Below are 20,278 nucleotides of genomic sequence, written 5' to 3' on the forward strand. Positions count from 1 at the left end.
AGGAAGATATTTTCCATTTCAGGCTTTGTAATGTCTATTTACCGGTGAATTTTTGTCGAAAGTTAGAGGGAGAAATGCCTTCTTTCTTGGAGAAGCAGGAAGAGTAGTAAGTAATATGATGGAAGCCAACCTCTTCAGCGATGCGGGCAATGGACCAGGAAGTTTGAATTAACAGCCGTTTGGATTGTTCTAGACGATAGGACAGGAGATAGGCCATAGGGGTCACACCGTATATTTTTAGCATGTTTTTGGCGAGATAGTTAGGATGATAGTTAAGTTCTTTTTGAAGTAAGGAGTTAGAGACATCACGAGTATAATTTTGCCGAATGAACAATTCAATCTTCTCGGCAAGATGAATGGCGGTTGCATCGGATGCCTCGGCCAGATCGCGGTCCAAGAATTGCAGGAACTGTTGAAAGGAGGCTTGGCGCTTCCAGTTGCGCATCGACTGGGGTTCTTGTTCCAGATGGAAAAAGAACTCTAATACCTCCATTGCCTTCTCTGATATTTCCATATACTTCGGAATAAAGATCGAGCATACATCGCAGTGATTTAAATAAGCTTTTTGTTTATGGCTTTCGATGAGCTCGCTCTGATTCTCCAGACATTCGTTCATATCCTGACACTCGATCCAGCTGCCGAAGGTCTGGAAATGAATCCAGATGATTTCTGTTTCGATAGGACAAGGGGCAAAGCCATAGTGATGGGCATCTGGACGAAGGATGAGGAATTCTCCTTCCTTTAGCTCCCAGTGCACCTCATTCTCGGCGATGGGCAATATCCCCTTTTTAACAATGATTAGATCAAATACGCCGATGCAATTACGACTGATATGATAGTCTCCAGTATTGTAGTGAGCACGGCCACAGTCTATGAAATAAGGAATAGGCGGTGTGATAAAGCTAAGAATCGGTGAGTTCATCGCGAGCCTCCAATTGGAATCCATCGTTTTTTTATGATGTAGATGAAACTAGCCTGCACCTTTCCTGAACTCCGAAGGCGAGCATTTCATCGCTTTACGGAAAACCTTTATGAAATAGCTTACATTATCAAATCCGACCTCGAATGCGATGTCGGATATTTTTCTTTCACTTTGTTGCAGCAGATCGGCAGCCTGGCGAATCCGGTATGAGTTGATGTAATCGACCGGCGTTTTACGAGTCATCATTTTGAAGAAGCGGCAGAATTGCCCCTCGCTCATGGGAATAAGCTCTGATAGATCACGGGTACGGATCGGTTCCTGATAGTTATCTTGGATATAAAGAATCACCTTTTTAAGGCGGTTAATTTTGGTGGTATCAGCATCATCTGATTGGCTGCGGTTCTCAAATCGGCCCTCTGCGGTAATCTTGGAAAGCATGATTAGCAAAGTTCCTTTCATAAAGGTCTCAAATCCGGGCATTTTATTAGCGTATGCCTCCATCATTTGCTCCAGATGATGAAGCAGCTCCTGCTGCCAAGGGACATCGGGTGTAATATGTCTCGGAAAGCTCTGGCGTTTCTCTTGCAGTGGCAAAATCGCGTTTTGCTGGATCGTATCGTACTGGGCGCTAGCCAAAAGATCAGGCAGAAATACAAGCGCACAGAATTTGCAGGGGGTGTCTTCGTTCAGCACATAGGCGGCGTGTATATCGCCAGATTCGATAAATACCGCTTCGCCCGCGCGGAGTGGAAAATATTCTGTGTCTACTTGGAACAGAATTTCTCCTTCTAGCAGCATAAAGAACTCAGCTTCTTCATGCCAATGTGTATCGAGTACATGCGTTCCGGATGGAAGTTCTATCCAATAAGCTGCGAGTGGAAACATACTATCTCCATGAACTCTGTTTTCTTTTAGCAAACTCTGAGTTGTACGGTCCATATAAAGGCCTCTTTTCTTAGAAAAACATCAAAATAGTGTTATAAATGAGCTATATAGTATTAGTTTTGTTCATTTTTTATCGGTATAATGCAACTATAAACACCAAATTGAAAGGTGGCAAGTACACAATGAAATTTACTGATGGACTCTGGCTGGTTCGTGAAGGTATCACGATTAACGGCGCAGTTCAAAATTATGTTGTAGAAAAGACTCCCGAAGGATTAACAGCAATTACACAAACGACTCCAATCACAGGGCGCGCAGCAACGCTGAATTCAACCCTGCTTACTGTAAAATTCCATTCCCCGCTTCCAGGCGTGGTAGGCATTAAAATTATTCATCATGATGGTGTACAGGAACGTGGTCCGGTTTTCGAACTGACTAAAGGTACTGGCGATCATGTGAAGATTGAAGAAACGGATCTCGAAACCGTGCTGATCAGCGGCGGACTTCGTGTAGTGATTCGCAAAGGCGAACAATGGGCGGTGGATTTCTATCGCGGCGAAGAACGTATTACAGGCAGTGGCTTTAAATCCATGGCTTACATCACCGACCAAGACGGTAACACGTACATGCGTGATGAGCTGGATCTCGGCGTAGGCGAATTCGTATATGGTCTGGGCGAACGTTTTACCGCTTTCGTGAAAAATGGACAAACCGTTGATATCTGGAACAAAGACGGCGGCACTAGCTCTGAGCAAGCTTACAAAAACATTCCTTTCTACGTATCAAGCAAAGGTTATGGCGTATTCGTGAATCATCCGGAATTGGTTTCCTATGAAATCGCTTCAGAAAAAGTAAAAAAAGCCCAATTCAGCGTAGCTGGAGAAAGCTTGGAATACTTTGTGATTGATGGACCTACCATTAAAGACGTTATTAGCAACTATACTGCTCTTACAGGTAAACCAGCGCTTCCACCAGCATGGACTTTTGGCTTGTGGCTGACAACTTCGTTCACTACCAACTATGATGAAGAGACTGTAAATTCCTTCGTAGAAGGTATGGCAGAACGTGATCTGCCGCTGCATGTATTCCACTTTGACTGCTTCTGGATGCGTGAGTATCAATGGACTGATTTTGAATGGGACAAACGTGTATTCCCAGATCCAGAGGGCATGCTGAAACGCCTGAAGGAAAAAGGCCTGAAGATCTGCGTATGGATCAACTCTTATATTGGTCAACGTTCACGCTTGTTTGAAGAAGGCAAGAAAAACGGCTACCTGATCAAAAAGCCTAACGGCGATGTTTATCAATGTGACCTGTGGCAAGCGGGTATGGGGCTGGTGGATTTCACTAACCCTGCGGCTTGTGAATGGTATGCCGGCTACCTGCGTGATTTGGTAGATATGGGCGTAGACAGCTTCAAGACAGACTTCGGTGAGCGGATTCCTACAGATGTAGTTTATTTCGACGGATCTGATCCGATGAAAATGCACAACTACTACACTCAACTGTACAACAAAGTTGTATTTGAAGTATTGGAAGAGAAGCTTGGTAAGAATGAGGCAGCATTGTTCGCACGTTCTGCAACTGCTGGCGGCCAACAATTCCCAGTTCACTGGGGCGGAGATTGCTACGCAGATTATGAATCCATGGCAGAAAGCCTTCGCGGCGGTTTGTCTCTGGGCTTGTCCGGTTTCGGTTTCTGGAGTCACGATATCGGTGGTTTCGAGAACACTGCTCCGGCACATGTATTTAAACGCTGGTTAGCTTTTGGACTGTTGTCCAGCCACAGCCGTCTGCACGGCAGCACTTCGTACCGTGTGCCTTGGGCGTACGATGATGAAGCTTGTGATGTTACCCGCTTCTTCACGAAGCTTAAATGCAGCTTGATGCCTTACCTGTATGATGTGGCTGGGCAGGCTGCAGAGCATGGCTGGGCTTCTATGCGGGCGATGGTTATGGAATTCCCGGAAGATCCAACATGTGAAGTACTCGATCGCCAATACATGCTGGGTGATTCCTTGCTCGTAGCGCCTATTTTCCAAGAAAACGGCGAAGTGAAATACTATCTGCCAGCAGGTCGCTGGACTCACCTGTTATCTGGTGAAACTGTACAAGGCGGATCATGGCGCAAAGAGAAATATGATTTCTTCAGCCTGCCACTGTTCGTTCGTCAGAACTCCTTGCTGGCAATCGGCAGCATCGACAACAAACCGGATTATGACTTTGCGGATGGCGTGAAATTTGGCCTGTATTCACTTGAAGAAGGTACTACTACTTCTGCAACCGTACGTGATCTTAAAGGTGCTCCTGAATTGACTGTGAAGGCTGCCCGCAAAGGCAACAGCGTAACAGTTACTGCAGAAGGCAGCGGTAAAGAATTCTCGCTTTCCCTTAAAGATCTGGGAGCTATCGCTTCCGTAGAAGGTGCAGAGCAAGTGGATGAGACTAGAGTGAAAGTAAACGCAGGTGCAAAATCCGCATCGTTTACCATTACATTGAAATAAGATGATTTCTTAAAGCATATTGATATAGCCATAACCTCTCTTGTAGATTGGGTGAATGATCCGTTCCCTGGTTTATAGGAGAGGTTTTAGTGTTACAATCTTAACTAATAACGGGGGAAACGTTATGAATACTAATTTAATTAAGGGAAGTGGAGTTTTGAATCAGACGGACTATACCTCTGCTACGGTTCTTTCAACCGCCGCTAATTTTATTATGAATAGGCAAGAACCTTTTACACATACCTTCCGGACTTATATTCGTTTACGGGAAAACGGCCCGGTGCAGCTGAAATTTTGGCATAGCAATGCGGTGGATTCCACCTGGGATCAAGGGCTTGAAGCTTCGGGCAGTGAACCTGGGGGCAGTTGGGTGATCGAATCGGCTTTTATCGCGGATGGGGGCACTGAGCCAAACGGAGCTATTATTGAGCATACACAACATGCTGTCACTTTTGAAGGCAATGTCTCCAAGTCAGTAGCGGCCGGTGAATGCTTCTGGAGTGATGAGACAAGCATCAACCTACCTGATGGCCATTACTTAGCGTTTACATGGACGATTAAGACAACTACTGCGGGCAAATCCATTCCTTTCAACGTAGAAGGGATGCTGGCAACCGCTTATGATGCGCCCGGAAATCTGGCTGCACAGGAATCAGCCGATGGGTTTACAGAATCTGACAAGCTTTTGGTACTGCCAAGCTATATCGGATATAAGAAAGCTGTGAATAAGAAGCTAGTATTTTTGGGAGATTCGATTACTCAAGGTGTGCGGACATTAAAGGACGGATACGAATATTGGGCAGCGAGAATTGCGGATGGTCTTGGTGCAGAGATTGGTGTATGGAATCTCGGCTCAGGCTGGGCTAGAGCGTATGATGTAGCTGCGGATGGCCCTTGGCTTCACAAAGCTAAACAGAGTGATGAACTGATGATTGTCCTCGGCGTAAATGATATTGATATTGGCTGCCGCTCTGCAGATGAGTTACTTGGTGATCTGACAACTATTATTGCTAAGATCAAAACAGCAAATGCTGATGCTAGTATTATTCTAAGTACGGTGCCGCCGTTTAATTTTCAGGAGGCAAGAGAAGAGACTTGGCGTAGAGTGAATCATGAAATCCTGACTAACCCACCCGCTGGAGTAGACCGTGTGTTTGATATAGCAAGCCTATTATCGTTGCCTGCACCAGACGATCACCGGATCAGACCGGAATATATGAGTGGACAAGACGACCCGCATCCGAACGGCATAGCCGGTAAGACGGTTGCGGACGCCTTTTTAAACTGGTATTGATCAACTCTTAAATGTGTCCCGGTAGTCCTTAGGTGAAGATCCAACCTGTTTCTTAAACACTTTGCTGAAATATTTAACATCATGAAAACCGACCATTTCGGAGATTTGGGCCAGCTTCAGACGAGGATTCTGCAATAGTAGTTTAGCTTTATCTATTCGAATATTAACAATAAAGTCGGAGAAGTTAATCCCGTATTCCTGTTTGAATCGGCGGGAAATATATTCACGGCTAACAAAAAACTTTCCGGCCACTTCCTGTAAGGACAGGTCGGAAGCGTAATTAAGCTCGATGTATTTGACGATATCATGCATCGGATTACGTTCTTTAGCTTGTTTCAGGGCGATTACTTCGGCCAGCTCCTGCATTAGGGTATACGACCAGTCACGCCAAGCGAATAAGGAGAACGAGTAACCGTTCGTATAAGGAGCTGGGTGAAGCTGGTCGGCCTGTTCAAGCTCGGCCAGTGCGCCTTCAGCTTCAGGGCCTAACATTTCCCGTACCAGCTGGGAACGAAATAGTAGAGCATCATTTTTCCATGAGTTTAGGATTTCTGGTGTCACAACCCCACCTCGGCTAAGCTCATCTACCCAGTGCTGCGCAGCTGTTGATAATATCTCTGGACTTCCGCTGATGACTGCCATTTTCCAATCTTCCTTGACGTCAGCAAAGTTCGTTGTTGATACATTACCGCGAACCTCTGCTTTGGCGATCTCTTTACGATCTCTGAACTCCTCGGAGGAAGAGGAGAAATGGCAGTAATCCTCATGAATTAATAAGTTTCGGCGTTGTAAGGCCTCTGCCACCTCTGCACGCTGATAAGGTAACTGCTTAGGTAAGTTGCCGATGCTGCTGATTCCAAAATGCATTCGGACCTGCAAGGTAGAGTAGATGCCATGATTGATTCTGCCTATTAGCTCGACCACAGAGGTTTGAATATCCCACAGAATAATCGCAATCTCCGGAGGACCTCCCCAATAACGAAAAGCAACACCCTTAAGCGGACTGTGCAAAAATTCATTACAAATATTGACGATAGCGTAGTTCATTAGCTCGGTGTCTCCGCCAAAACGTTTAATCAACGGATTGTTACCCGCATCTGTCTGCACCAATATTAACCGAGCGGAATGGATGTTTTCCGGAATGATACCATCACTGCATAACCTCCGCAAAGATAAATCAGAATTGATCGGATCATCAATTAGTGCAGATAATAGCTTTTCCCCATAAATGGGCTTGAACTCATTAAGCTGAATACTCTGTTTCTGCCGTTCGCTTCGGTCGTCTTCTTCTGAGCGCCAGGCTGCAACTGCTTTAGCTACCGCTACATTGATTGCCTCGGCTTCGATAGGTTTCAGGATATAATCAATACCCCCATGCCGCACAGTCTGCCGTACGAACTCAAAATCATTATGTCCGCTGACTACAATAAACTTAGTGTTGCCGGCGAATTCGTTCACCCAGGTCATTAACTCTATCCCATTACCTGATTCCATCATCATATCCATAATGACTAATGCTGGTTTAGCCTGCCGGATGATCTCGATGGCTTCATTTCCATTTCCGGCTTCCAGAATTTCATCTATTTGATGGGCGTCCCAGTCGACAAGCAGTCTGACTGCCTTTCTAACTCTTGCCTCGTCATCAACAATCAACGCCTTCATATCTTTTCACGCTCCGCTATAATTTCAATTTCCAATTTCACTACTACTCCGCCTGCTCTAAGGTTATCCACAGTTAAAGTGGCACTATCTCCGCACACAAACTTGAGTCGAGCCAGAACGTTCGGCAGACCAATACCTGATCCTGTAGCTTCCTTGGTTTGCTCTGTATTTCTTAATAAATCTATATCTGTTCTAGTAGGATGCTGTAGCTTCTGCTTTAAAAGATCTAACTTCGCTGAAGGGATCGCATTTCCGTTATTTTGGATACAGATTTCCATCCGGTTGTCATCCACTCTTGCTGCGGTGATTTCAATGAATCCGTCACTGCGGGAAAGATTAAAGCCGTGTTTGAAATAATTTTCTACAATAGGCTGTAAAATCATTTTCGGCATAAACGTCTCTAAAAGTGATTCCTCCATATCGTAGCGGAAACTGAACTTATTTTCAAAACGTTCCTTTTGCAGTTCAATGTAGGCTTTGACATGATCCAGCTCATCCTTAACAGTTACGATCTTCTCCTCATTGTACATGCTGTAGCGCATCATTTTGGCTAGAGCTGAAAGAAGTGAGTAAATTTGGGGCACTTTAAGCTCTAAGGCCAGCGTGCCAATGATCTGTAACGTGTTATTCAAAAAATGCGGGTTGATTTGTGCCTGCAGTGCCCGCAGTTCATTGGTCTTATTGGACAATTCCAGCTTGTACTCTCTTAAAATCAGGTTGTTGATCGTGTCCATCATACTGCGGAATCGCTCGGTAACCACGCCAATCTCATCTTTGCCCATAGGTTGAATTTCAACATCAAGATTACCGGTCTGCACCTGATTCATGTAACGAGTCAACTGCTTGATAGGAGCCGTGATTCGAAAAGAGATCAGGGTCGTTAACGTGGCAATTGTAATCAAAAGTAGAACAAGGAGGAATATATTGATCGCTGCCGCCTCATTGGCTTCCCGGAAAAGATAGGACGTAGGAATCTGCTTCACGAGGGTCCAATTTAAACCTTGGGTTTCGATTCTTTGGTAAATAAACACAGCATCTTCCTCTTCAAAATACCCTTGCGAGCTTTGATTTGTGGCGATTTGCTTGTTGTACCAAGAAGCGTGTAGGCGCTTGCCGTATTCCTCACTGTTGCTTCCGTATACAATCCTGCCATCGCCATCCAGCAGCCAAATGTTCTCCTGCTTCTGATCATATAACTGGCTGACGATGTCGGTAAGAGCCGTTAGCTTAACATCGATCGACAGGAAGCCGAGTGGGGTGGTAGTTGGAATCCTTTCAATTCGTCTATGCAATGTAAACACAGGCTCCGGTATGAGTTGCGGGATAGGTGAGGTTAGGCCATAGCTGTGACTTATATGTGTACTTTGTATAAACACAGGAGAACTGCTAGTGATCTCTGAGTCGGCATAAGGGGGGATACCCTGCCAACGTTTGGGTGTATTTTGGGTGAGCAAAGTGGCTTTTCTATCCTTTACACCGTAAAGATACACCTGGGATATATCTGGCATGGATGAAGAAATGTAATTTAGAGAAGAATAAATTCGTGTATTTGCTGCCATATCCTCATATCCCGCTTCGAGCAGTCTGTAGAAATCTGAATCTGAATAGACGATAAGGGAGAGACGATTGATCTCCTGAATCAGACTTTCGATGTTTCTATTGCCTTGAAAGAGGAGGTTCGTATTCTCATCTACTGCCCTTGTTCTTAGGGATTGAGTGCTATAGTGATAGCTAATAAACATGGTGGCCATAATACAGATTAACGTTGGCAGTAGGATAAAAACGATCAATTTTGTGCGAATCGTGTTCCATTTCATCGAAATTTGTCACATCCGATCAATATTTTACACCTGAAAGATCACTTTAGTAGGTGTGAGGTACCCTGAAAAAAACAGATAATATGTGTATAAAGCATAAACAAGTAAGTGAGCAAAAGAAAGGGGGGGGCAATAAATGCGCGGCACTAAGTTGTCCCAGTTAGGTCAACAGCTTTTTTTCGTTGGTCCGGCAGTTTTGTTTTTTACCTTAATAACGATTATCCCATTTTTGATGGGGATGTATTACTCTTTCACAGATTGGAACGGTGTATCCGGTAATGTAAGTTGGGTCGGATTTCAAAACTTTTCCACTATTTTCTCAAATGACCCTGACTTCTGGTCTTCCTTTTGGTTCACGGTAAGATTTACGGTGTTAGGTGTGATTTTGACTAACGTGGTAGGCTTCTTCTTAGCTTATCTGTTAACTAAACCTTTAAAGACACGTAACATGCTTCGGACTATTTTCTTTATGCCGAACGTTATCGGGGGATTGTTGCTTGGTTTCATCTGGCAATTTATCTTCATCAAAGGGTTCGCCACTATGGGCGACCTGACAGGATGGTCCTTCTTTAATCTTCCTTGGCTCGGTGATGCCACAACAGGATTCTGGGCGATTGTAATGGTCTTTGTTTGGCAGTCTTCCGGTTATCTAATGGTTATCTACATTGCCTCGTTGAGTAACGTATCTAAAGAAGTACTAGAAGCGGCTGATATTGATGGTGCTTCCCGTTGGCAGGTGCTACGCAATATCGTAGTTCCGCTAATTATGCCTGCTGTAACTATCGGATTATTCTTGGCCATTTCCTGGTCATTCAAAATGTTTGACCTTAACTTGTCCTTGACGAAGGGCGGACCGTTCAAATCGACGGAATCCGTTGCTATGAATATTTACAATGAAGCCTTCCTGAACAATCGTTACGGGCTGGGTACTGCAAAAGCGCTGCTGTTCTTTGTAATTGTAGCCATCATTACTCTGATTCAGGTCCGTATCACGAAGAGCAAGGAGGTTGAAGCGTAATGAAACCTACGGAAAAAAAGAGATGGAATATTGGTACGGAAGTGATAATGATCCTTCTGGCGCTGCTCTTTCTCTCTCCATTCTATTTCTTGCTCGCAAACTCGGTGAAATCCTTCGGTGAAATTCTGAGTGATGCGGCAAGCTGGCCAAAAGTATTTATGTGGTCGAACTATTCAACCGCCTGGAAATTAGCCCGTTTCGGTGAAGCATTCCGAAACTCGGTTATTATCACAGTGATCAGTGTTATTCTAATCTCTCTGTTCAGTGCGATGGCATCCTATCGTATGGTTCGGGCGAATACGAAATTCAATCAGTTCTTGCTGCTTATCTTTGTAGCAGCAATGGTAGTTCCGTTCCAAACGATTATGATTCCTATTCTGAAGGTCGTAAATGTTATTGGAGTAAACAACTCTTTCCTTGGTTTGATTATCACGAATCTAGGAATCAGTGTTCCGATGGCGATCTTCCTGTTCCACGGCTTTATCAAGTCCGTTCCTCTTGAAATTGAAGAGGCGGCTACAGTAGATGGATGTAATCCTATTACCGTGTTCTTCCGTATTGTGCTTCCTTTGCTGAAGCCAATGGTGATGACAACAATCGTGCTAAATGCACTTGGAATATGGAATGACTATCTGTTGCCATCCTTGATTCTTCAGGCACCAGAGCTTCGGACCATTCCACTAGCGACTTTCTCCTTCTTTGGTCAATATACCAAACAATGGGATATGGCACTTCCAGCTCTCGTAATCGGGGTCGCACCAATTATCATTTTCTACCTGTTTATGCAACGTTACATTGTTGAGGGAATAGCGGCTGGCTCGGTGAAAGGTTAACACCGAGCCCTCCGTTCCAAATATTTTTTAAGCAGTCCACTATTTTAAGGGGGAATATATAATGAAGAAGAAACACTCCGCAGTTGCTCTATCAGCAGTAATGGCAATGAGTTTAGCTCTAACGGCATGTGGTGGTAATAATAACGCTTCTAGTAACTCACAAAATGGAAGCGCTGGCACAAATTCAGGTGAAGTGAAGACCGTTAAGATCTTCCAATTCAAAACTGAAATCGTAGAAGGCCTCAATGAGCTTAAGGTTGAATTCGAAAAAGAATACCCTAACATCAAGCTGGATATCCAAACAGTTGGTGGTGGTGCGGACTACGCAGCAGCATTGAAAACTAAATTCGCTTCCGGCGATGCGCCTGATATTTTCTCCAATGGTGGATATGCAGAAATGGAACTTTGGGGAGACAAGATGGAAGATCTGTCCGACCAACCTTGGGTAAAAGATCTGATTCCTATGGCTGCAGAGCCTATGACTAAAGATGGCAAAGTATACGGTATGGCAATGAACCTTGAGGGTATCGGTATTGTGTATAACAAGGACTTGTTCGCTAAAGCGGGAATCACTGAAACTCCAAAAACATTGTCACAGCTTGAAGAAGCAGCTAAAAAGCTGCAAGCTATCGACGTAACTCCTTTTGGTAATGCATATCAGGAATGGTGGCTGCTAGGTAACCAAGGGATCAGCGTAGCCTTTGCACAACAAGATAATGTAGATGAATTCATCAAAGGTTTGAATGAAGGAACTGGTACAATTGTAGGCAATAAAACGTTTGAAGAGTGGAGCAAGTATCTCAAACTGACTTTACAATACGGACAAAAGAATCCTTTGACCACAGATGCTAACACTCACCTGGCAATGTTCGCAAAAGGCGAAACTGCAATGATGCAAGAAGGTAACTGGGCACAAACTCTTGTTGATAACATCACTCCTGATATGAACATTGGCATGTTCCCTATGCCAATCAATGAAGATGCTGAGAAGAATGACAAAATGACTGTTGGTATCCCTGCGAACCTTGTAGTCAACAAAGAATCCGGTTCTAAAGAAGAAGCAAAAACGTTCTTGAACTGGTTGGTAACTTCCGATATGGGTAAAGAGTACATCGTTAAAAAATGGAAATTCATCCCTGCTTTGTCCACAATCGAAGCAACACCTGAAGACATCGGTATGCTTGGAGCAGACGTATGGAACTATGTAAAAGAAAACAAAGTTTATGGCCTGCAATCCTCTAAATTCCCTGATGGTGTAACGCAAGAATTTGCCAGCGTGATTCAACAGTTCATTGCTGACAAGGTTGACGTTAACGGTTGGATGACTGGTATGCAAGCTGCATGGGACAAGCTTAAAAAATAAGTAAAGCACATTATAGAGAAGATTTAATGGATATTAGTGGTTAACAGAAGCGCTCTCCGTATACCTCATCAATTTGAGACGGGGAGCGCTTTTTTTGGGAAACAGGGCTGATTATCAAGGGATGGGGAGAAGCGCCAATGAAACGATATGATCATGTTCAGATGGGTGTGGACTATTACCCGGAGCATTGGGATGAATCCATGTGGGAACCAGATATCAAGTTGATGAAAGAAACAGGTGTTAAAGTAGTCCGGGTTGCTGAGTTCGCATGGAGCCGACTGGAGCCGGCTGAGGGGAATTACCAGTTTGAGTGGCTGGACCGTGCGCTGGACCTTTTTCATCAATATGATCTGCAGGTTGTGATGGGTACGCCAACAGCTACACCACCAAGATGGTTAACGACGAAATTTCCGGATGTGCTTCCGGTGTTTGCTAATGGAGAGATTTTTCACCCGGGGGTACGTGGACACCGCTGCTATAACAGCACATCGCTGCGTGAGTATGGCAGCCGTATTATTCTGCGTCTTGCCGAACGTTACAGTGAACACCCGGCCGTCATAGGCTGGCAGACTGATAATGAATTTGGCATGTTGGATTGTCATTGTGACGCTTGTAATACTGCTTTTCGAGCATGGGTACAAGCTAAATACGGAACACTGGCTGAGGTCAATGCAGAATGGGGAACCGTTGTTTGGAGCGGGGAGTACAGCGATTGGAATGAGCTTACCGTGCCGTTGGGCGGATCACCTCATCAGAATCCATCTTTTCTGCTGGACTTTCAGCGGTTTCAGTGGGATTCGGTGGTAGCGTTTCAGACAGCGCAGATCAATATTTTGCGTATGATTTGTCCAGAGCATTTCATAACCCATAACTTTCACAGCTATCCGCAGCGTCTCGATATGTACGCAGTGGGTGCAGATCTGGACGTGGCTGCGTTTGATTATTATCCGAATACTTCGCCAACCAAACAAGAGACAACGCCTTATAGCGGAGCACTTTCATTGGACGTAACCCGTGGCATCAAACGCCAAAACTTCTGGATCATGGAGCAGCTGAGTGGATCTCCGGGTTGTTGGATGCCGATGTGGCGAACCCCTTATCCGGGACTAATTCGTGCCTATGCATGGCAGGCGATTGCTAGAGGTGCGGATACTGTTGTTCATTTTCGCTGGAGAAGTGCAACTTCAGGAGCAGAACAATTCTGGCACGGGCTGATTGATCACAGCAATGTTCCCGGACGCAGATTAGCGGAGTTCACGCAGCTATGTCATGAGGTTAATGGGCTGAGCGGCAAGCTCCAAGGAACGATGCTGAAAAACGAAGTGGCTATCCTCCATTCTCATGAAGAGAAGGCTGCGCTGGATATTCAGCCGCAGGCAGAGGGCTTTGATTATTATGAGAACATTAAGCAGATTCACCGGGCGGTGACCAAGCTTGGCATGGGCTGCGATGTTATCGACCTCAGACAACCGCTTGATGGATACAAAGTAGTAATCGCTCCAAATTTATATTTGCTGGATGAGGAGATCGTACGTAATCTGGAGGATTTTGCCCTCGCTGGCGGGACCTTGCTGATCACCAACCGTAGTGGCGTCAAAAATATAAACAACATCGCAGTCATGCAACCGCTGCCTGGGCAGCTGAGCTATTGTACCGGCGTTGAAGTGCTGGAGTATGATCCGATTGGCGTTGAAACACATGTCATCGTGGATGCGGAGGGTAACCCATATGAATGTACGCAGTGGTGCGACATCCTCCGACCTGTAGTGGCCCAGCCAATTGCCTGGTATGGTGATGATTTCTATCGCGGCACACCCGCTGTAACTGTTAATTCCTTCGGCAAAGGTCAGGTTTATTACTTTGGAACCCATGCGGAAGAGCAATACTGGTCAGTTCTATTGGAGAACCTGGCTAAGGAAAAAGGGTTGTTATGCTTTGCAGGATTGCCAAACGGAGTACAAGCCTCCGTGCGGACTGGAGATCAGGGAAGCTTCTTGTTCCTGCTTAATCTGAGCCGCGAGTCGGTGATCGTTCCGTTGCCACGAGAATACAGCAGCCTGCTGGATAATAAGATTCGATCGGGAGAGCTCCAGCTCGAGCCGTATGGTGTTGAGGTGCTGGAGATTTGAGTGGTTTTGAGTAAAGAGATTTTGGAGTGGGTTTGGGAGTGTGGCAGGAGAGGGGAAAGTGGAGTGGGGAATGTGTGGAGTAGGGTGAAGTGAAGGTTGGTGAAGATGGAGTGGGGGATGTGTGGAGTAAGGGTGAAGTGAGGTTGGTGAAGATGGAGTGAGGGATGTGTGGAGTAGGGTGAAGTGAAGGTTGGTGAAGATGGAGTGAGGGATGTGTGGAGTAGGGTAAAGTGAGGTTGGTGAAGATGGAGTGAGGGATGTGTGGAGTAGGGTAAAGTGAGGTTGGTGAAGATGGAGTGAGGGATGTGTGGAGTAAGGGAAGAGCGGTGTAGGGGAATGTGTGGGGTAGGAATAGTGAAGTAAGTGGAAGTGTGGAGTAAAAAATGAGTGGAGTAGGGCATGTAGAAACTTCAACAGAAGCACAACAGAAGCACAACAGAAAATAGTTGCACTTCGTACACTTATTTGAAGTGTTGGAGTATTTAATTGGTTTTAGTTGCACTTTGTGCAGCTAAAAATTGGCTAATCCCGCTGCAAGGCCATATTCCGAGAATATAGTTGCACAGAATACACTTATATGGATAATATCTGCCGTGCAGGCTATTTTAAGTGTACAAAGTGCAATTATTTCGTCTGACTTACTCATACTGACTGAAGAGAGCTGCACAATGGAGTCCCCAACATGAGCAGATTTTCACAAGGACTCCATCATGTGCAGATCTGCACGATCCATCTCACAGGTGCCGTACACTCGCAGCCAAATGCACCCAGCCACCGTACCGTACCGCACTTCACCGTACCGCCCAATTCTACACAATAGTAGCGCATACCATACTCTTACTACGTTCTAGCCGCATATTCGCAGCGAGCAATTTCTCCACAGCAGGCGGGGCATATTTAATGTAGGCGTCTAAATTGCTCCGGCGTAGTCCCGGATTGCTTGCGAAAAGTGGCTACATAATGGCTGACATCGCGGAAGCCGACTAGCTGGGAGATAGCTTTTACCGTAAGATCGGGTTGGCTTACGAGCATTTCTTTGCTTTTCCGGATGCGTAAACGTACGAAATAGGCATAAGGCGAGATTCCGAAAGTTTGGACGAATAGGTTGTTAAGATAGCGCCCAGATACGCCTAGTTCATCGGCTAGATCGTTCAGTCCAAGATCAGGATCGCCATAATGGCTGTCCATCCATTTTAGCAGTGGCTGCAGCTTATCTACATTGCGGGAAATCGCCGTATTATTTTGAAGCTGGCCATATTTACTCAAAGTAAGCAAAAAACGATAAGCATCTGTGGAGGCGCCGAGACCAAACATATCCTGATAGGCATCATGACGATCCAGCATTTCCTTCAACAAATTGGGGAGAGGCGCTTCATTTTCCCAACGGTAAAAAGAATTACTATTCATCCCAAGGGTCTCCAAAATAGAGTGTGCCGAATCGCCACCAAACGTTAGATAATAGGTACCCCAGTTTTTAGTGGAAGCCTCATAACGATGGGGTGTATAAGGAAGTAGTAATACGCCGCTGCCTTCGGGCAGGGAAAAGGTTTTATTGTCAAAATGGATGATCCCTTCACCTTCTGAGGTTTGAAGCCAATGATACGTGTCATAACCATCGGGGCGGGATACTTTTTCCTGATCATGATTGTGCCCCATACTGTCTAAAGTGATTGGCAAGTGCTGTCCACCTTCATGGACGAATACGATCCTGCGATGCATGATTTCGGACAATGTTATCCTCTCCTGTTAGTTCTATATTCTTATATGTATGAGATATTATTTTATATTTAAAGGGCAACCTTAACCATTTACAATAGATATATAATTATACTATAAAGGGTGTGCGAAGTGTGATTAACGATAAATTACCTAAAATTTGGTACGGTGGAGACTACAATCCGGAGCAATGGGATGCGCCAGTATGGGCTGAGGATGAACGGATGTTCAAGCTGGCGGGAATTGATGTTGCCACAATTAATGTGTTTTCCTGGGCTTTAATCCAACCTTCCGAAGATACTTATGATTTCTCCTCATTGGATGAATTAATGGATAGACTATATAAAAATGGAACTTATGTATGTCTAGCTACAGGAACAGGAGCACATCCAGCTTGGATGGCTCATCGTTATCCTGAAGTGACCCGTGTCGATGTGCAGGGCAGAAAACGTAAGTTCGGCGGACGTCATAACTCCAATCCGAACAGTTCAGTTTACCGCAAGTATGCAGCGAAGCTGGCTGGTAAGCTGGCAGAACGCTACAAGGATCATCCGGCACTGGTAGCTTGGCATATTTCAAATGAATATGGTGGCTATGATTATTCCGAACAGTCCGCTGCTGCCTTCCGTGTCTGGTTGAAGGAGCGTTATGGTTCGCTGGATGCTTTGAACAAGGCTTGGAATACACGCTTTTGGGGACATACGTTTTATGATTGGGAAGAAATTGTGGTGCCAAATGAGCTGAGTGAAGAATGGAACGGTAACCGTACTAACTTCCAAGGAATCTCGTTGGACTATCGCCGGTTTATGTCTTATAGCTTGCTCGAATGTTACAAAATCGAATACGAAGCGATCAAAGAACACAGCACTAACGTACCTGTTACAACGAACCTGATGGGCTTTTATCCGGAGCTGGATTATTTTGAGTGGGCCAAGCATATGGATGTAATTTCTTGGGACAACTATCCTTCACTGGACACACCGGTCAGCTTTACAGCAATGACACATGATCTTATGCGTGGATTAAAAAATGGCCAACCATTCATGCTGATGGAGCAAACACCGAGCCAGCAGAACTGGCAACCGTACAACTCTTTGAAACGTCCAGGCGTTATGCGTCTATGGAGTTACCAGGCTGTAGCGCGTGGTGCAGATACTGTGTTGTTCTTCCAACTGCGTCGTTCGATAGGGGCTTGTGAAAAGTATCATGGAGCGGTAATTGAGCATGTGGGTCATGAACACACACGGGTATTCCGTGAATGTGCTGAGCTGGGTAAAGAGCTGGAGCAGCTTGGAGATCAACTACTGGATGCGCGCAGTGCAGCTAAAGTAGGGATCATCTACGATTGGGAAAATCGTTGGGCGCTTGATCTCTCAAGCGGACCGTCGGTTGCCTTGGATTACGTGGATGAAGTCCACAAATATTATGATGCGCTGTATCAGCAAAATATCGAAGCCGACATGATCGGGGTCGAAGAGAACCTGTCCAAGTATGAAATTGTTATCGCACCCGTAATGTACATGGTCAAGCCAGGTTTTGCAGAGAAGGTTGAAGCCTTTGTAAAAGCGGGCGGCACATTCATTACGACTTATTTCAGCGGTATTGTTAATGAGAACGACCTTGTAACGGTTGGAGGTTATCCAGGCGAGTTACGTAAAGTGCTTGGAATTTGGGCAGAGGAAATCGATGCATTACTGCCAGGTATGAGCAATGAGCTCGTGCTGGATAAAACGTGGGGTAGCTTGAGTGGTTCTTATAAATGTGATCTGCTCTGCGATCTGATCCATGCCGAAGGGGCAGAAGTTTTGGCAGAGTACGGTTCTGATTTCTATAAAGGAATGCCTGCGTTGACTGTGAATAAATTTGGCGAAGGTAAAGCTTATTATGTGGCGACTAGCCCAGAAGCTGGATTCCTACAAGGATTCTTAGCGAATCTATGTGCCGAAAAGAACATTCAGCCGCTGGTAACTGCACCGGAAGGTATCGAATCTGTTCAACGTGTGAAGGATGGCGTATCTTACTTGTTCTTACTGAACCACACTGCCGGGGATTTAAGCGCGGATATTGGGGCAGCTGAGCGTACTGATCTACTGACAGGTAATGTAATCAGTGGTTCAGCAGTTGTACCGGGTCGTGGAGTATTGATTTTGTCGGATAAAAAATAGTTGAGTCTCGTCTAACCTATATAAATTTGAAATCCCCACTACAAAACGCTTTTTTGAAGCTGGTCGTAGGTGGGGATTTTTTTCTGTTATTTTTTGGTAGTTCAGTCGCTGCTCTTTTTGCCTTCAGCCATCCCCATTGGGGTTCCGCTGCTTAAGGTAATGCTCTCCGCCACAGTGGAATCTGATTTAAGCGTATATTGGATAATGTCATCAGCTTTCAGGTCAGCTAAGCTGATCGTGTTCTCCTGACGCGTACCATTGTCAAAGGTCATCGTTACAATTTTGGTATCAGCATCAATTGTAATATCTGTGGTTTCCTCGGAGAAGGTTTGCTGCATCCCGCCGCCCTGTGGTCCACCACCTTGTCCACCGCCGTCAAGGGCTCCGCCTTCCGGTATTCCCCCCTCTGGAGGTGTACCGTTTTCTGAGCCTTGATCACCTTCGGGTTTTTCCGGTGGAGTACCAGCCTGGCCGTTCTGCATATCGGCTCCAGCCGTATCTCCAGTGCCTTGTGCGGGCGGGGAAGGCATTTCTGACGTATAGATTGTAATTGTGTTGTCGCTAATACTCTTAATCTTGCCGAAATTCATGGACATGCCGGGTCTGCCGTTTTGTTGATTACCGTTTCCTTGAGATTGCTGTGCCTCAGTGTTGTCTGCGGGTGTTGTGTTCGCTGGGTTATTAGCAACAGCTGTTCCTTCGGACTCCGAATTGGTGCTGCAGCCAGCCAATAGTAGAGAAGCGAGTAGACTTCCTGAGATCATAATCGGTATTAATTTCTTCATTTATTTTCTCTCCTTAATAGTTTTAGATTGATTAGGAGAAATATATCAGACGGTTCTGAAAGGCTGCTTAAGATCAGCTGAAAGTTTGCCTAAAGAAATAGATCATGTAAATGCTATATAATAATCATATAAGTGAGATAAAACTCTACAAAGGTAAGTCATGGTAAGAGATAACCAACGTTCAGGAAAGAGGCAGTACATGAAGAATTTACTCGTAACAGGCTACCGTGCGCATGAGCTCGGTATTTTTGACAATAAGCATCCGGGAATTCCTTATATCAAAAAGGCGCTGTCTAACAGATTAAAGCGGCTAATTGAAGAAGGCGTCGAATGGATTATTACCCCCGGCCAGTATGGTGTCGATCTTTGGGCTTGTGAGGTGGTATGTGAACTCAAGACTCAATATCCTGAATTGAAATTGGGGATCATTACGGCGCATACTGGACAGGAAGAGAAGTGGAAGGAAGAGAAGCAGGAGGAATACCGACGTATTATTGCGGGTGCGGACTTTTGCAGGGCGGTCAGTAATGCCCCTTATGACGGCAGCTGGCAGTTCAGGGCCAGAGATGACTTGTTGTTCCGCAAAAGTGACGGGATATTGCTCTTTTATGATGAGGATGCGGCGGAAGGCAGCCCGAAGTTTTTTAAAGAACGAGCGCTGAAGCTGCATGCAGAGGGGGACTACGAGCTGTTTCTTATTCATTCTGATGAGATTCAAAATATTGCCGATGAAGAAAATCAGCGAGATTATGAATAAAGCTACGAACGAAGACATTGCGAAATAAAAAAGCCCGAATCGGCATTGGGAAATCACCGTTACGGGCTTTAGTTTCTATTTGAACGAGAGGCGGAGAATAGGATGAGTGAGGTCAATCAAGCAGATATTTGTTATGTTATTTTGCTTAGCCCGACGAATCAAGACCGTAGAGACATGGAGATTATTCGTGGTCATGTTAAGCATTTACAAGAGCTGGACCGTAAAGGACAATTAGTGCTGTGTGGTCCCTTTAGTGATTGTCCTGGCGGTATGGTTATTGTAAGAGCGAACTCACGCGAAGAAGCCGTTCTCCTTGCCGAAAAAGATCCTTACGTGCTCTCTGGCATTCGTAGCTATGAAGTGCGTACATGGAGTCTGTCCCATGAGGGAAACAGGCATTTAGGTATTGTTCCGCTCCAGGAATAGGT

General features: G+C 45.3%; 15 protein-coding genes. 9 read left to right on the forward strand and 6 right to left on the reverse strand.

The window, feature by feature from the left end; translation table 11 throughout:
* Positions 1-34 precede the first annotated feature (34 nt).
* Both NYE58_RS04800 and NYE58_RS04805 read right to left on the reverse strand, forming a co-directional pair.
* Positions 35-922 (reverse strand): helix-turn-helix transcriptional regulator, encoded by an 888-nt coding sequence (locus tag NYE58_RS04800; RefSeq protein ID WP_076276809.1) that lies wholly within the window; start codon positions 920-922, stop codon positions 35-37.
* A 48-nt stretch (positions 923-970) separates the two neighbouring features.
* Positions 971-1,861, reverse strand: coding sequence for an AraC family transcriptional regulator (locus tag NYE58_RS04805; protein WP_076129611.1), 891 nt, complete (start codon positions 1,859-1,861; stop codon positions 971-973).
* A 128-nt stretch (positions 1,862-1,989) separates the two neighbouring features.
* Here NYE58_RS04805 and yicI point away from each other — a divergent pair, with 128 nt between their 5' ends.
* Complete coding sequence (gene yicI / locus NYE58_RS04810; protein ID WP_076219663.1) at positions 1,990-4,311, forward strand: alpha-xylosidase; 2,322 nt, start codon at positions 1,990-1,992, stop codon at positions 4,309-4,311.
* A gap of 124 nt (positions 4,312-4,435) precedes the next feature.
* Positions 4,436-5,605: an SGNH/GDSL hydrolase family protein gene (locus NYE58_RS04815; protein WP_076129609.1), complete on the forward strand. Its 1,170-nt coding sequence runs from the start codon at positions 4,436-4,438 to the stop codon at positions 5,603-5,605.
* On the opposite strand, the gene NYE58_RS04820 is transcribed toward NYE58_RS04815, so the two are convergent.
* Positions 5,606-7,267, reverse strand: coding sequence for a response regulator transcription factor (locus tag NYE58_RS04820; protein ID WP_076219662.1), 1,662 nt, complete (start codon positions 7,265-7,267; stop codon positions 5,606-5,608).
* Positions 7,264-9,084, reverse strand: coding sequence for a cache domain-containing sensor histidine kinase (locus NYE58_RS04825; RefSeq protein ID WP_076194393.1), 1,821 nt, complete (start codon positions 9,082-9,084; stop codon positions 7,264-7,266). The genes NYE58_RS04820 and NYE58_RS04825 overlap by 4 nt, the downstream gene beginning before the upstream one ends.
* Positions 9,085-9,220: 136 nt before the next feature.
* Here NYE58_RS04825 and NYE58_RS04830 point away from each other — a divergent pair, with 136 nt between their 5' ends.
* The 4 genes from NYE58_RS04830 (at position 9,221) to NYE58_RS04845 (ending at position 14,427) form a co-directional block, all read left to right on the forward strand.
* A complete protein-coding gene (locus tag NYE58_RS04830) occupies positions 9,221-10,102 on the forward strand; it encodes a carbohydrate ABC transporter permease (protein WP_036680772.1) in 882 nt (293 codons plus the stop codon).
* Complete coding sequence (locus NYE58_RS04835) at positions 10,102-10,935, forward strand: carbohydrate ABC transporter permease (RefSeq protein ID WP_036680774.1); 834 nt, start codon at positions 10,102-10,104, stop codon at positions 10,933-10,935. Before NYE58_RS04830 ends, NYE58_RS04835 begins: the two co-directional genes overlap by 1 nt.
* A gap of 61 nt (positions 10,936-10,996) precedes the next feature.
* Positions 10,997-12,298, forward strand: a complete 1,302-nt coding sequence (locus NYE58_RS04840; RefSeq protein ID WP_094902687.1) for an ABC transporter substrate-binding protein — start codon at positions 10,997-10,999, stop codon at positions 12,296-12,298.
* Positions 12,299-12,435: 137 nt separating this feature from the next.
* Positions 12,436-14,427, forward strand: a complete 1,992-nt coding sequence (locus tag NYE58_RS04845) for a beta-galactosidase (protein WP_341001217.1) — start codon at positions 12,436-12,438, stop codon at positions 14,425-14,427.
* Between the two features lie 897 nt (positions 14,428-15,324).
* Here NYE58_RS04845 and NYE58_RS04850 read toward each other — a convergent pair.
* A complete protein-coding gene (locus tag NYE58_RS04850) occupies positions 15,325-16,158 on the reverse strand; it encodes an AraC family transcriptional regulator (protein WP_341001219.1) in 834 nt (277 codons plus the stop codon).
* Positions 16,159-16,277: 119 nt separating this feature from the next.
* Here NYE58_RS04850 and NYE58_RS04855 point away from each other — a divergent pair, with 119 nt between their 5' ends.
* Positions 16,278-18,308, forward strand: coding sequence for a beta-galactosidase (locus NYE58_RS04855; protein ID WP_341001220.1), 2,031 nt, complete (start codon positions 16,278-16,280; stop codon positions 18,306-18,308).
* A gap of 101 nt (positions 18,309-18,409) precedes the next feature.
* On the opposite strand, the gene NYE58_RS04860 is transcribed toward NYE58_RS04855, so the two are convergent.
* Positions 18,410-19,093: a hypothetical protein gene (locus tag NYE58_RS04860; RefSeq protein WP_076219586.1), complete on the reverse strand. Its 684-nt coding sequence runs from the start codon at positions 19,091-19,093 to the stop codon at positions 18,410-18,412.
* Positions 19,094-19,292: 199 nt separating this feature from the next.
* Here NYE58_RS04860 and NYE58_RS04865 point away from each other — a divergent pair, with 199 nt between their 5' ends.
* Complete coding sequence (locus NYE58_RS04865) at positions 19,293-19,850, forward strand: DUF1273 domain-containing protein (RefSeq protein ID WP_341001221.1); 558 nt, start codon at positions 19,293-19,295, stop codon at positions 19,848-19,850.
* A gap of 102 nt (positions 19,851-19,952) precedes the next feature.
* Positions 19,953-20,276, forward strand: coding sequence for a YciI family protein (locus NYE58_RS04870; RefSeq protein WP_051491142.1), 324 nt, complete (start codon positions 19,953-19,955; stop codon positions 20,274-20,276).
* Positions 20,277-20,278: the final 2 nt, after the last annotated feature.

The sequence above is a fragment of the Paenibacillus sp. FSL L8-0708 genome, from assembly GCF_038009325.1.
In the GTDB taxonomy this organism is placed as follows: domain Bacteria; phylum Bacillota; class Bacilli; order Paenibacillales; family Paenibacillaceae; genus Paenibacillus_AQ; species Paenibacillus_AQ odorifer.

Bases quoted from the DNA above. Each gene is read 5' to 3' on its own strand.
- NYE58_RS04860 (WP_076219586.1), bottom strand. From the start codon at position 19,093: ATGAAGAAATTAATACCGATTATGATCTCAGGAAGTCTACTCGCTTCT.
- NYE58_RS04830 (WP_036680772.1), top strand. From the start codon at position 9,221: ATGCGCGGCACTAAGTTGTCCCAGTTAGGTCAACAGCTTTTTTTCGTT.
- NYE58_RS04815 (WP_076129609.1), top strand. From the start codon at position 4,436: ATGAATACTAATTTAATTAAGGGAAGTGGAGTTTTGAATCAGACGGAC.
- NYE58_RS04840 (WP_094902687.1), top strand. From the start codon at position 10,997: ATGAAGAAGAAACACTCCGCAGTTGCTCTATCAGCAGTAATGGCAATG.
- NYE58_RS04825 (WP_076194393.1), bottom strand. From the start codon at position 9,084: ATGAAATGGAACACGATTCGCACAAAATTGATCGTTTTTATCCTACTG.
- yicI (WP_076219663.1), top strand. From the start codon at position 1,990: ATGAAATTTACTGATGGACTCTGGCTGGTTCGTGAAGGTATCACGATT.
- NYE58_RS04835 (WP_036680774.1), top strand. From the start codon at position 10,102: ATGAAACCTACGGAAAAAAAGAGATGGAATATTGGTACGGAAGTGATA.
- NYE58_RS04845 (WP_341001217.1), top strand. From the start codon at position 12,436: ATGAAACGATATGATCATGTTCAGATGGGTGTGGACTATTACCCGGAG.
- NYE58_RS04820 (WP_076219662.1), bottom strand. From the start codon at position 7,267: ATGAAGGCGTTGATTGTTGATGACGAGGCAAGAGTTAGAAAGGCAGTC.
- NYE58_RS04805 (WP_076129611.1), bottom strand. From the start codon at position 1,861: ATGGACCGTACAACTCAGAGTTTGCTAAAAGAAAACAGAGTTCATGGA.
- NYE58_RS04800 (WP_076276809.1), bottom strand. From the start codon at position 922: ATGAACTCACCGATTCTTAGCTTTATCACACCGCCTATTCCTTATTTC.
- NYE58_RS04865 (WP_341001221.1), top strand. From the start codon at position 19,293: ATGAAGAATTTACTCGTAACAGGCTACCGTGCGCATGAGCTCGGTATT.
- NYE58_RS04870 (WP_051491142.1), top strand. From the start codon at position 19,953: ATGAGTGAGGTCAATCAAGCAGATATTTGTTATGTTATTTTGCTTAGC.